Annotated in this window: 14 protein-coding genes; 11 read left to right on the top strand and 3 right to left on the bottom strand. The window is 70.5% G+C overall.

Features of this window, described 5'->3' with window-relative positions; translation table 11 throughout:
- Positions 1 to 13: 13 nt before the first annotated feature.
- The 10 genes from MicroSTF_RS07850 to MicroSTF_RS07805 all read left to right on the top strand — a co-directional run bounded on the left by MicroSTF_RS07850 (position 14) and on the right by MicroSTF_RS07805 (position 8,853).
- Complete coding sequence (locus tag MicroSTF_RS07850) at positions 14 to 811, top strand: sulfite exporter TauE/SafE family protein (protein ID WP_017829181.1); 798 nt, start codon at positions 14 to 16, stop codon at positions 809 to 811.
- A gap of 70 nt (positions 812 to 881) precedes the next feature.
- Positions 882 to 1,178, top strand: coding sequence for a hypothetical protein (locus MicroSTF_RS07845; RefSeq protein WP_136025474.1), 297 nt, complete (start codon positions 882 to 884; stop codon positions 1,176 to 1,178).
- The gene (locus MicroSTF_RS07840; protein WP_322954664.1) at positions 1,171 to 2,730 is read left to right on the top strand and encodes a sensor histidine kinase; all 1,560 of its coding nucleotides are present in this window, start codon (positions 1,171 to 1,173) and stop codon (positions 2,728 to 2,730) included. The genes MicroSTF_RS07845 and MicroSTF_RS07840 overlap by 8 nt, the downstream gene beginning before the upstream one ends.
- Before the next feature lies 1 nt (position 2,731).
- A complete protein-coding gene (locus MicroSTF_RS07835; protein ID WP_029258937.1) occupies positions 2,732 to 3,391 on the top strand; it encodes a response regulator transcription factor in 660 nt (219 codons plus the stop codon).
- Complete coding sequence (locus MicroSTF_RS07830) at positions 3,388 to 4,995, top strand: SLC13 family permease (RefSeq protein WP_322954662.1); 1,608 nt, start codon at positions 3,388 to 3,390, stop codon at positions 4,993 to 4,995. Before MicroSTF_RS07835 ends, MicroSTF_RS07830 begins: the two co-directional genes overlap by 4 nt.
- Before the next feature lie 119 nt (positions 4,996 to 5,114).
- A complete protein-coding gene (locus MicroSTF_RS07825; protein WP_322954660.1) occupies positions 5,115 to 6,317 on the top strand; it encodes a glycerate kinase in 1,203 nt (400 codons plus the stop codon).
- 57 nt (positions 6,318 to 6,374) lie between these two features.
- The gene (locus tag MicroSTF_RS07820) at positions 6,375 to 6,845 is read left to right on the top strand and encodes an FAS1-like dehydratase domain-containing protein (RefSeq protein WP_017829180.1); all 471 of its coding nucleotides are present in this window, start codon (positions 6,375 to 6,377) and stop codon (positions 6,843 to 6,845) included.
- A complete protein-coding gene (locus MicroSTF_RS07815) occupies positions 6,845 to 7,246 on the top strand; it encodes a MaoC/PaaZ C-terminal domain-containing protein (protein WP_297555805.1) in 402 nt (133 codons plus the stop codon). The genes MicroSTF_RS07820 and MicroSTF_RS07815 overlap by 1 nt, the downstream gene beginning before the upstream one ends.
- Positions 7,247 to 7,256: 10 nt before the next feature.
- Positions 7,257 to 8,390 (top strand): UDP-N-acetylmuramate dehydrogenase, encoded by a 1,134-nt coding sequence (locus MicroSTF_RS07810; protein ID WP_297555807.1) that lies wholly within the window; start codon positions 7,257 to 7,259, stop codon positions 8,388 to 8,390.
- 61 nt (positions 8,391 to 8,451) lie between these two features.
- The gene (locus MicroSTF_RS07805) at positions 8,452 to 8,853 is read left to right on the top strand and encodes a VOC family protein (protein WP_297555810.1); all 402 of its coding nucleotides are present in this window, start codon (positions 8,452 to 8,454) and stop codon (positions 8,851 to 8,853) included.
- Here the strand turns inward: MicroSTF_RS07805 and MicroSTF_RS07800 are convergent.
- The 3 genes from MicroSTF_RS07800 to ald form a co-directional block, all read right to left on the bottom strand.
- Positions 8,811 to 9,248 carry a hypothetical protein gene (locus tag MicroSTF_RS07800; RefSeq protein WP_029258932.1) on the bottom strand — a complete coding sequence of 146 codons (438 nt, stop codon included), beginning with the start codon at positions 9,246 to 9,248 and terminating at the stop codon, positions 8,811 to 8,813. The two genes, MicroSTF_RS07805 and MicroSTF_RS07800, sit on opposite strands and share 43 nt — an antisense overlap.
- A 98-nt stretch (positions 9,249 to 9,346) precedes the next feature.
- On the bottom strand, positions 9,347 to 10,546 hold the full coding sequence (locus MicroSTF_RS07795; RefSeq protein ID WP_029258931.1) for a pyridoxal phosphate-dependent aminotransferase: 1,200 nt from the start codon (positions 10,544 to 10,546) through the stop codon (positions 9,347 to 9,349).
- 81 nt (positions 10,547 to 10,627) lie between these two features.
- Positions 10,628 to 11,722 carry an alanine dehydrogenase gene (gene ald, locus MicroSTF_RS07790; protein WP_029267355.1) on the bottom strand — a complete coding sequence of 365 codons (1,095 nt, stop codon included), beginning with the start codon at positions 11,720 to 11,722 and terminating at the stop codon, positions 10,628 to 10,630.
- Between the two features lie 103 nt (positions 11,723 to 11,825).
- Between ald and MicroSTF_RS07785 the strand changes: the two genes are divergently transcribed.
- Positions 11,826 to 12,344, top strand: a complete 519-nt coding sequence (locus MicroSTF_RS07785) for an Lrp/AsnC family transcriptional regulator (RefSeq protein ID WP_029258929.1) — start codon at positions 11,826 to 11,828, stop codon at positions 12,342 to 12,344.
- Positions 12,345 to 12,346 lie beyond the last annotated feature (2 nt).

Genomic DNA, 12,346 nt, shown 5'->3' with positions numbered 1-12,346 from the left:
GTAGGCTGATCCGGTGAGTGACGTACAGGCCCCCGCACGAGGGCCTCGCGCCTACGCGGCGTTCATCGGCATCGGCCTTCTCGCCGGCCTCCTCTCCGGACTCTTCGGCGTGGGCGGTGGCACGGTCATCGTTCCGCTTCTCGTGCTCCTGCTGCACTTCGATCAGCGCCTCGCGGCAGGGACATCCCTCGCGGCGATCGTGCCGACGGCGAGCGTCGGCGTCATCTCCTACGCCACGACCGGGTCTGTCGCCTGGATCCCCGCGATCATCCTCGCCGCGGGCGCCGTGGTGGGGGCGCAGATCGGCACGCGGCTGCTGCCGCGCATCTCGCAGACCGCCCTGCGTTGGGGCTTCGTCGGCTTCCTGCTGGTCGTGATCGTCAGCCTCTTCCTGGTCATCCCCTCGCGCGATGCCGCGTTCGAACTGTCCTGGCTGACAGGTATCGCCCTCGTCGGCGTGGGCATCGGCACCGGCATCCTCGCCGGGCTCATCGGCGTCGGCGGCGGTGTGATCGTCGTGCCCGTGCTGATGCTGGCGTTCGGCACCAGCGACCTGGTCGCCAAGGGCACGTCGCTGCTCATGATGATCCCGACGGCGATCTCGGGCACCGTGGGAAACCTCCGCAACCGCAACGTCGATCTGCTCGCCGCGCTGCTCATCGGCGTCTCCGCCTGCACGACGACGGCGCTCGGGGCATGGTTGGCGACGATCGTCGATCCGACTCTCGGCAACATGCTGTTCGCGGCATATCTGGTCGTGATCGCGGTGCAGATGGCGATCAAGGCGGTCAGAGGGCGCAAGCGGGCCTGAGCGTGTCCGGATGAAGGGATCTTCATCCACGGCTCATCTGCCCATCATGATCGACGGGCATCATGGGGTCATGCCCACTCCACGTCGCCTTCTCGTCACCGGCGCCCTGATCGCGATCCCGGTCGCCTTCGCGGTCGGAAGCGTCGTGCTGGCGCAGATGCCGCCCTCGCCGCGGATCCCTACCGAACCCGTGTCGGTGCAGCTCGCGCCGCCGGTGCCGAGCGAGGTGCCTGCGCCCGTGCCTGCGCCGGCACCTGCGCCTGCGCCGGGACCTGCGCCGGCCCCTGCCCCGGCACCGGTACCTGCGCCTGCGCCCGCCCCACCCGCTGGCGACGACGACGATGACGGTGGCGGCGATGATGACTGACGCCCCTACCCTGCCCCTGGATCTCGACGAGAGCGCCACGCCGCACGCGCCGACGCGTGCGGCGGCGCAGGGCCTCGCGGCCACCGGTGCGCCGCTGCGCACCTTGCGCCGCCGCACTCTGCCCGCCCGCTGGCGTATCACGCTGTGGATCATCCTCAGCACCGCCATCACGCTCCTCGCCGTCGGCATGGTCGGCCGCAGCATCTTCCTCGCCGGTGTGGAGCAGTCGGCCAACGCCGAGATCGAGCAGGAGGCCTCTGAGTTCTCCCGATTCGCGGAGGATGCCGCGGCCAGTGGTCACACCACGGCCGAGGAGCTGGTCAGCGAGTACGTCGCCCGCCAGTCCGTGCACGAGAACGAGGTCGTGATCGCCACCGTCGAGGGGGCAGTGATCGCGGTCGCGAACGGCCGGGTGCAAGCGACGGATGCCTCCGCGCTCGCTGCAGTGCCGGGCGGCGAGGCGCTCGTGAACCGACTGCTCGATGAGCCGTCGGCGTCCGGCGCGATGGATGCGCCCGACGTGGGCCCCCTGCGCTGGGGTCGGTTGGAGTTCACCACCGGTGATCGCGGTGGCGCGGTGCTGATCGTGCAGTACACGCAGGAGGCGCGCTCGCAGGTCGACGCGGGATTCGCCACGATCGCGTGGGTGGCGCTGATCGGGATCCTGCTCAGCTCCGGCGTCGCCTGGCTCGTCGCCGGGCAGATCCTGGCTCCCGTGCGAGAGGTGTACCGGGTCGCCCGCGACATCGGAGAGCACGACCTCTCGGCGCGCGTGCCGGTCGAGGGCACCGACGACATCGCGGCCGTGGCCACGACCTTCAACCAGATGCTCGACCGCCTCGAGGCCGTGCACGCGACGCAGCAGCGGTTCGTCGACGATGCGGGACACGAGCTGCGCACGCCGATCACCATCGTCCGCGGCCAGTTGGAACTGCTGAGCGAAGACCCGGAGGAGCGTGCGGCGACCCTGCGTCTCGTCAGCGACGAGCTCGACCGGATGAGCCGCATCGTCACCGACCTGCTCGTGCTCGCGAGGGCCGAGCAGCCCGACTTCGTGCGGGTCGCGAACTGCGACACCGCCGCCCTCACCCTCGACATCGAGGCCAAGGCGCAGAACCTCGGAGATCGTCGCTGGCAGCTCATGGAGGTGGCCGAGGGGACGGCGGCGCTCGATCCCCAGCGGGTGACCCAGGCCGTGCTGCAGCTCGCGGCGAACGCGGTGCAGGTGACCGAGACAGGTGACCGCATCCTCATCGGCTCGCGCTTCGACGGCGAGGGGAGCGAGCGGCGGCTGCGGCTGTGGGTGCGCGACTCCGGTCCCGGGGTCGCCGTGGCCGACGCCGAGCGCATCTTCGAGCGCTTCGCCCGCGGCGACAGCTCTGGTGCGCGACGAGGGTCGGGGCTCGGGCTCGCGATCGTGCGGGCGATCACCGATGGACACGGCGGTTCAGCCTGGGTCGACAGCGTGTTCGGAGAAGGTGCCACGTTCGGCATCGACCTTCCGGCACCCACCACCACGCGGTTCGACACCGCGGCAGAGAGGAGCGAGTGAGATGCGCAGCATCCTCATCGCGGAAGACGACCCGCACATCACCTCGTTCGTCCGCCGGGGCCTGCGCGCGGCCGGCTACGAGACCGCCGAGGCGGCCGACGGCCACACCGCGCTGCTGATGGCACGCAGCGGCATGTTCGATCTGGTGCTGCTCGACATCGGGCTCGGCGGCATGGACGGTTTCGACGTGCTCGCCAACCTGCGCGGCGAGGGCGTCGCGACACCGGTCATCATCCTCACCGCCCGTGACTCGGTCATCGACACGGTGCGGGGCTTGGAGAGCGGGGCGAACGACTACGTCACCAAGCCGTTCCAGTTCGCCGAGCTCATCGCCAGGGTGCGGCTGCGGATCGGCGACGGCGAGGGACGGGCGGCCGGCCCCGTGCTCACCCACGGCGATGTGCGGGTGGATGTGCGCGCCCGCACGGTCACGGTCGACGGTGACATGCGCGAGCTCACCTCGCGGGAGTTCGCCCTGCTCGAGGTTTTCCTGCAGAATGCCGGCCAGGTGCTGTCGCGCGACCAGCTGATCGGGCACGTGTGGGGGATGGACTTCGATCCGGCCTCCAACGTGGTCGACGTGTACGTGCGGGCGCTGCGCGGCAAGATCGGTGTCGATCGTATCGAGACGGTGCGCGGGGCGGGATACCGATTCCGATGAGTGATCCCACCCATACCCCTACCGAGAACGCGCGCCGGGTGGCCGAGCCGTCGGCGGTCGAGCGCACGCGATTCTCGACGATGCCGCCGCAGCGCCCGACTCCGTTCCCCGGTCGCAACTCGGCCGGAGGTGGCTTCGCGGTGCGCCGGCTCGGGCGCGGGCGCATCCTCAGCCTCCTCGCCCTCGGACTCGTGCTGATCGCGGGGCTCGCCATGGCGCTGTCGTCGCTGTCTCAGGGCGCCGGCCCCGGCCGGGTGACCATGCCGATCGCCGTGACTCTCACCGTGTTCCTGCTCGCGGTGTGGGCGTGGACATCCACCGGCCTCGATGACACGCTCGTCGCCTTCCTCGCCGCGATCGCCCTGATTGTCACCGGCGTGCTGCCGGCGAGCGACTTCTTCGCCTCCCTCGGCGACGAGACGATCTGGCTGCTCATAGGCGCGTTCGTGATCGCCTCCGCAGTGTCGTCCTCCGGCCTCGCTCTGCGCGGTGCCTCGCATCTGCTGCGGTTCGCACGCGGGCCGCGGAGCCTGTTCCATCTGACGACCGTCGCCCTCACGCTCACCGCCTTCGCCGTGCCCGCCACCTCCGGGCGCGCCGCGCTCGCCGTCCCCGTGCACACGGCGGTCGCGGCCGCGCTTCCCGGACGCGAGCGGGTGATCCGCGCCCTCGCCCTGCTGATGCCGACCGTGGTCCTGCTCTCGGCCGTCGGCTCGCTGCTCGGCGCGGGGGCGCACATCGTGACGGATCAGCTGCTGCGGGCCGCGGGCGAGCAGGGCTTCACGTTCCTGAGCTGGCTCTGGCTCGGGCTGCCCCTCGCCGTGGTCTCGTCGCACCTGGCCTGCGAGCTCATCCTCTGGCGCTTCACCCGCCGCGACGACCGCAGCACGCCGCTGCGGATGAGCGCGACGGATATCGGCCGCTCCGCATCGACCGCCGTGACCGGGCCGCTCAGCACCATGGAGCGACGCGCTGGCGTGCTGCTGGGCGGTGTGATCCTCCTCTGGGCCACGGAACCGCTGCACCATCTGTCGCCGGCACTGGTCGCCCTCATCGGAGCCGTCGCCGCCGTGACGCCCGGGATCGGCTGCCTGACCTTCCCCGCTGCGATCAAGCGCGTGCCGTGGTCGCTGCTGCTGTTCCTCGCCGCGACTCTCGCGCTGGCATCCGCGCTCACCAGCACGGGCGCCGCCGCCTGGTTGAGTTCGTCGGCGCTCGCCCCGCTCCGGGGGCTCGGCGCCGCGGGGGCCGTCGCGTTCGTGCTCGTGGTCATCGCGATCTCGATCGCCGCGCACCTGCTGATCCCGTCGCGGTCGGCCCGCTCCGCCGCGATCGTCCCGGTCGTGATCGCGCTCGCGCCCGCACTCGGCGTCTCCCCGATGGCGGCGGCGTTCGCCTCGACCGCCGCGGCCGGGTTCTGCCACACGCTCCCCAGTTCGGCGAAGCCGGTCGCCATGTTCGCCGACCCCGACATCGTGAGCGGGGGCTTCACCCCGCTGGACCTGCGCCGGCTCTCGGGGCTGCTGGCACCGGCGATGTTCGTGCTCGTGGCCGTCTTCGCCCTGTGGGTGTGGCCTCTGATGGGGCTGCCGCTGCTGCTCTGATCCGCGGCCTCGGCCCCTCTCACACCCGCTTCACTCCGCGTGCACCGCCGGTGCACCGGTGCTCGTCGTGCCCGCACACCGGGCGCTCGTCGCCCGTCTCGGGCGCAGAAGGAGGAATCATGTCGTTCCACACCCCGCAGCGCATCCTGGTCGCACCCAGTGGCTTCAAGGAGAGCCTGAGCGCCGAGGCCGTGGCCCAGGCCATCGCCGCCGGCGTTCGTCGGGTCATCCCCGGCGTGCAGGTGGACGAGTACCCGGTGCCGGACGGCGGAGAGGGCACGGCCGCCGCGCTCGCCGCGGCGACCGGAGGCGAGCTCATCCCGGCACGGGTGACGGGCCCCGTCGGCGACCCGGTGGATGCGCACTGGGCACGGCTCGGTGGGCACGCCATCGGAACCGCCGTGGTCGAGATGGCGTCGGCGGCGGGTCTGCGGCTCGTGCCGCGCGATCGCCGCGACCCGGGGGAGACGACGACGCGCGGCGTGGGCGAGCTGATCGCCTCTGCACTGGACGCCGGTGCGGAGCGGATCGTGGTCGGCTGCGGCGACTCCGGCACGAGCGACGGCGGTGCCGGGGCGCTCGAAGCGCTCGGCGTGCGCATCCTCGACCGAGACGGTGTGCCGATCACCGCGGGCGGGCGGCATCTCCGCGATGCGGTGCGCCTCGATCTCGCGGGTCTTCATCCCCGCATCGGCGAGGTCGAGATCGTGCTCGCCTGCAACATCCACAACGTCCTGTGCGGACCGCGCGGCGTGGCCAGGGTGTTCGGTCCGCAGAAGGGAGCGACGTCCGAGCAGGTCGAGGAGCTCGCGGACGCCCTCGACGTCTGGGCCGGTCTGCTCGAGGAGCAGAGTCCGTTCGGAGCGGCGATGGATGTGCGCACCGGCGGCGGCACCGGCGCCTCTGGCGGGCTCGGAGCGGGTCTCGCCGCCGTGCTCGGTGCGCGTCTCGCCCCGCGTTTCGAGGTGCTCCTCGACAGCGGGCTGCTGCCCGAGCCCCTCGATGAGCTGATGGCGGTGGCCGATCTCGTCATCACCGCCGAAGGGGCGATCGACTTCCAGACGCCTCGGGGCAAGGTGCCGGCCGAGATCGCGATGCGCGCCAGAGTCGCCGGCGTGCCGGTGCTCGGCATCGCCGGATCGCTGGGTGTCGGCGCGCCGACCGTGCATGACATCGGCATCGACGCGATCGCCTCGATCATCACCGTGCCGATGCCCCTCGAACAGGCGGTGGAACACGGCGAGGCACTGCTGCGCGACGCCGCGGAGCGCAGCATGAGGATGGTGCTGCTCGGATCGGCGATGTCCGCACGTGCGGCCTGAACTCCCGGGAGCCGACCCGCGGCCTGGTTCGCTGCCACCCCTCGGTAGGATCGAGGGGTGGCAGTGAACCAAGATCTGGTCGGCCGGGAGTTCCCGCCGACGGCCCCGTACCTCGTCGGCCGCGAGAAGGTGCGCGAGTTCGCTCGTGCCGTCTTCGCCGACGCCCCGCAGCACACCGACCTGAAGGCGGCCCGCGCGGCGGGCTTCTCCGACGTCGTGGCGCCGCCGACCTTCGCGATGGTCATCCAGGACCTCACGCTCCAGCAGCTCCTGGGGCAGGAGGATTCCGGCATCGTGCTCGCGCGCACCATCCACGCCGAGCAGCGCTTCACCTACACGCGCCCCATCGTCGCGGGCGACGAGCTCACCGCGCAGCTGCGCGTCACCGGCATCCGGATGATGGGCGGCAACGCGATGATCACCAGCGAGGCCGAGATCACCGACCCCGCGGGCGCTCACGTCGTCACCGCCACCAGCGTGCTGCTGGTCGGTGCCGAGCCGAGCGCGGATGAAGGAGAGGCCGCCTGATGGGCTACACCGTCGGAGACGTGCTCGCCGAGCGCACCGTGCACCTCACCCGCGAATCGCTGGTGCGTTACGCGGGAGCGTCCGGTGACTTCAACCCGATCCACTACCGCGATGATGTCGCCGCGTCCGTCGGGCTTCCCGGCGTGCTCGCGCACGGCATGCTCACGATGGGCATCGCCTCGTCGGTGGTCGTCGCGGCGCTCGACCCGGCCACCCGCATCCTCGACTACGGCGTGCGCTTCACCAAGCCGGTCGTGGTCGACCCCGACGAGGGCGCTGACGTCACCGTCGTCGCCACCGTGGGTGCCGTCGACGACGAGGCCGTGCGCATCGACCTCAAGGTCACGTTCGGCGAGACCACCGTGCTCGTCAAGGCGCAGCTGCGCATCGCTGTCCGATGAGGGCGAGCTGATGCGGGAGATCGAGCCGGTCCGTCTGGCGGAGCTGACCACGCTGCGCACAGGAGCAGCACCGGAGCGGATGTTCGAGGCGACGACGACGCCGGGTCTCGTCGATGCTCTGCGTGAGGCGTGGGCGCGCGGCGACGAGTGGTTCGTCCTCGGTGGCGGCTCCAACCTCTTCGTGGGCGACGAGCCGTTCGAGGGCACGGTCATCCGCGTGCGCACGGAGGGCATCGACGAGCTGCCGTCCCCGCACGCGGGCCGCATCCGTCTGCGCGCGCAGGCCGGCCACGGGTGGGACGACCTCGTCGCGTATGCCGTCGCCCACGGGTATGCGGGCCTCGAGGCCATGAGCGGGATCCCCGGCACGGTCGGCGCCGCCCCCGTGCAGAACATCGGGGCGTACGGGCAGGAGATCCAGGAGACGCTGGTCGAGGTCGAGCTGATCGACGAGTCGACCGGCGAGATCTCGACGGTTCCCGCTGCCGAGCTCGGGCTGGGTTTCCGCACCTCGGTGCTCAAGCATCACCATGGCAGTGTGCCGCTGCGCCGTGCCGTGATCCTCTCCGTGACCGTCGACCTGCTGATCGCGGGCGAGCGTGTGGTGCGCGGTGAGCAGCTGCGTCGGGCACTGGGTCTGACCGATGAGACACCGGTTCCGCTCGGCTGGGTGCGCGAGCGCATTCTCTCGACTCGCGCGTCGAAGGGCATGCTGCTCGACGCGGATGACCCCGACACCCACGGCGTCGGCTCCTTCTTCCAGAACGCGATCGTGACGGCGGCGGTCGCCGGCTCGTTGCCCCCGGAGTGCCCGCGCTGGCCGGTCGCCCCCGATCTGGACGCCGTGACCGTGATCCCGCTGGCGTCTTACGACGGACAGGTGCCGCTATCGAAGCCCGCGGCGGTCTCCGACGTGAAGGTGAGCGCGGCCTGGCTGATCGAGCAGGCGGGCATCCGCAAGGGGTTCAAGCTCCCGCGCTCCCGCGCATCCGTGTCGACGAAGCATGCGCTCGCGCTGACCAACCGTGGCGGGGCGACCGCGGGTGAGGTCGCCGAGCTCGCCCGGTTCATCCAGAGCAGGGTGCACGCCGAGTTCGGTCTCGTGCTGCAGCCGGAGCCGGTTCTCGTCGGCGTCGAACTCTGAGGCGTCGAACTCCAAGGCGTCGAACCGCAGGCACGTCGGCTGTCGCGGCTACACTCGCGGCATGAGCGGATTGATCCCGTACCTGCTGTTCCCCGGCAACGCCGCGGAGGCGCTGCGTCATTATCGATCGGTGTTCGGCGGTGAGCTCCAGCTGCTCGACTACGCCACCGCGGGGAGGCACGACGGCCCCGGCGATGCGATCGCGCACGGGCAGCTGAGCGGACTGGTCGAGATCGCCGGAGCGGATGCCGGAGCCGATGACGATGCCGTGCAGATGGGCGGCATGTTCCTCTCGCTCCTCGGCACGGCCGACGCCCTCACTCTGACCGACTGGTACGACGAGCTCGCCGGCGGCGGCCGCGTGATCGACGCACTGCAGAAGCGACCCTGGGGTGACTTCGACGGCACGCTCGTCGACCGTTACGGCGTGCGCTGGCTGATCGGCTTCCGTCCCGAGGACTGAGGTGTCCCGCTGCCGAAGTAGGAACGAGACGACGGCAGGAGGATCAACACGACCGCCGCCGTGGTGACGGCGAGGGCCGCGATGGCGACCCAGAACTCCCAGATCGGGGCTGCTACCGCCGGAACATAGAGCGCGAGCGGGAGCGGGAACAGCAGGGTCGCGTATCGGGCCCACGACTTTCGTCTGATCACGAGCACCGTGATGGTCGCGTAGACGACCACCGGTACGAAGGCGAGCGCACTGAGCCACTGACGCGACTCTCCTCCCCAGTACCAGAGGAAGGGAGCGACCGCGAGGGAGAGGAAGAAGACCAGCACGGTCACCGTGATCAGGATGGGGAATGCCACCCGCAGAGTCACCGGCATCCGCTCATACTCCTGCTCGCCGTTCGTCATGCCTCCAGTATCGCTGACCCTCGCCTGAGGGCAGGAGACGTCGTGACGAAGGCCCCTCCCATCTGCAGACGGGAGGGGCCTTCGTCGGGTTCCGCGGGTCAGGTGAACAGACGCTGCAGGCGCTGCACGCCCTCGAGCAGCTGCTCGTCGCCCAGTGCGTATGACATGCGGATGTAGCCGGAGGGACCGAAGGCCTCGCCGGGGACGACCGCGACCTCGGCCTGGTCGAGGATGAGATCGGCGAGTTCGAGCGAGGTGGTCGGGGTCACGCCGCCCCAGGTGCGGCCCAGCAGGCCCTGCACGTCGGGGTACACGTAGAACGCGCCCAGCGGGTTCGGTACGACGAGGCCGTCGATCTTCGACAGCTCCGAGACGATCAGCTGGCGGCGACGGTCGAAGGCCTGGCGCATCTGCTCGGCCTCGTCCTGCGGGCCGGTGAGCGCGGCGATCGCGGCCTTCTGGGCGACGTTGTTCACGTTGCTGGTGAGGTGCGACTGCAGGTTGCCGGCGATCTTGATGGCATCGGCCGGGCCGACCATCCAGCCCACGCGCCAGCCGGTCATGGCGTAGGTCTTCGCGACGCCGTTGACGAGGATCGTCTGGCCGGCGACCTCGGGCACGGCGTCGACGATCGAGGTGGCCTTGACACCCTCGTAGGTGAGGTTCTGGTAGATCTCGTCGCTGATGATCCAGATGCCGTGCTCGAGCGCCCACTCGCCGATGGCCTTGGTCTCCTCGGCGGTGTAGACGGAGCCGGTGGGGTTCGACGGGGAGACGAACACGAGGGCGGTGGTGCGGGCGGTGCGTGCGGCTTCGAGCTGCGCGACCGTGACCTTGTACTCCTGGTCGGCCCCGGCGAAGACCTCGACGGGGGTGCCGTCGGCGAGGCGGATGGCCTCGGGGTACGTGGTCCAGTACGGGGCGGGCAGCAGCACCTCGTCGCCGGGGTTCACCACGGCCTGGAAGGCCTGGTAGACCGACTGCTTGCCGCCGTTGGTGACGATGACCTGGCTCGGAGACACCTCGAGTCCGGAGTCGCGGAGGGTCTTCGCCGCGATCGCCTCGCGCAGCGCCGGGAGGCCGGGAGCGGGCGTGTACCGGTAGCTCGCCGGGTCGGCCAGAGCCTCGGCCGCCGCATCCACGATGAACTGCGGCGTCGCGAAGTCGGGCTCGCCGGCAGCGTACGAGATGACGTCCTTGCCTTCGGCCTTGAGGGCCTTGGCCTTGGCATCGACCTTGAGGGTCGCGGACTCGGCGATGGCGGACAGCTTGCGGGAGAGGGGAGCGCGTTCGGTCACGATTACGAGCGTACTCGGGTCGGTGCGGCAGGAGAGGTGTGGGATGCCGCCAAGATCCGGAGTTCTTTCGGGTTCGGAAGGTCAGTCGGTCGTGAGTCCGTGCGCCTGTGCGACGGCCGGAAGCGTGATGCGTCCGCCCTGCACGTTCAGACCCGCGGCCAGCGCGGCGTCGTCGGCCGCCGCCCGCTCCCAGCCCTTGCCGGCGATCGCCGAGACATAGGGGAGGGTCGCGTTCGTCAGTGCACGGGTCGCGGTCTCGGGAACCGCGCCCGGCATGTTCGCCACGCAGTAGTAGATCGAGTCGTGCACCGCGAATGTGGGATCGTCGTGGGTGGTCGGGCGCGAGCCCTCGAAGCATCCGCCCTGGTCGATCGCGATGTCGACGAGCACGGACCCCGGCTTCATCGCGGCGACCATGTCGTCGGTCACGAGCTTGGGGGCCGCGGCACCGGGGATGAGCACGGATCCGATCACCAGGTCGGCGGTCTTGAGCTCTTCGGCGATGTCGTAGCGGCTTGACGCACGGGTCTCGAGGGCGCCGCCGTAGCGGTGCTCGAGCTCGCGCAGACGCGGTAGGGAGACGTCGATCACGGTGACCTTCGAGCCGAGTCCGAGGGCGTTCGCCGCGGCGTGTTCTCCAGCGACACCGCCGCCGATCACGACGGTTTTGGCGCGCGGCGTGCCGGCGATGCCGCCGAGCAGCATTCCACGTCCGCCCTGGGAACGCAGCAGCGAGTACGAGCCCATGGTGACCGAGAGGCGTCCGGCGATCTCGCTCATCGGCACGAGCAGCGGCAGGCTGCGGTCGGGGAGCTGCACGGTCTCGTACGCGACGGCGGTGGTCCCTGCCTCGACGAGGGCCGTCGTCAGCGCGCGGTCGGCAGCGAGATGCAGGTAGGTGAAGAGGGTGAGGTCGTCGCGCAGGAAGCCGTACTCCTGGGCGATCGGCTCCTTGACCTTGATGACCATATCGGCCTCGCCCCACGCGTCGGCGGCGGTGGCGACGATCTCGGCGCCGGCGGCCCGGTAGTCGTCGTCGGTGATGCGCGAGCCGAGCCCGGCCCCGGACTGCACGAGCACCCGGTGGCCCTCGTGCACCAGACGGTCGGCGCCGGCGGGAGTGAGGGAGACGCGGTTCTCGTTGTTCTTGACCTCGGTGGGGACGCCGATCTTCATTGATCCTCCAGGTTCGATGCGGTGCGGCACCCAGGATCGCAGAAACATCGACAGAACAACAGAATCGGTGAAGATGATTCGTGTGATGGGGAAATCCTGAATAATGCTTCGTATGGAGACCACCTCAGAGGCCCCGGAGCCGAACACCGTTCGGGCCCCCGCCCTGGATGCGATCGACGCCAGGATCGTGCAGCTGCTCACGGCCGACGGGCGCATGACGAATGCCGAGCTCGCCGGGCGTCTGGGTGTCGCGCCCTCGACGGCGCACACCCGGCTGCGGGCGCTCGTGGATCGTGGCGTGATCACGGGCTTCCACGCGAGCGTGGACGAGCGGGCGCTCGGCGCGGGCCTGCAGGCGATCATCGGCGTCACGCTGCGTCCGAGCGGACGCCGGGAGAGCATCGTGGAGTTCGCGGACCGCGTGCGCGTGCTGCCGCCGGTGATCCAGCTCTTCTTCCTCGGTGGCGACGACGACTTCCTGCTGCACATCGCGGTCGCCGACTCGTCCGAGATGCGCGAGTTCGTGCTCGAGCATCTCTCGGCGCAGAGCAGCGTCGCCTCCACACGCACGAGCATCGTGTTCGACTACCACCGCAACTCGGTGGCCGCTTCCTTCCGCTGACG

The organism is Microbacterium sp. STF-2 (assembly GCF_034650155.1).
GTDB classification, from domain to species: Bacteria; Actinomycetota; Actinomycetes; order Actinomycetales; family Microbacteriaceae; genus Microbacterium; species Microbacterium maritypicum_A.
The sequence above is the reverse complement of the archived record's forward strand: the minus strand, read 5'-3'. Positions and strand labels throughout refer to the sequence as shown.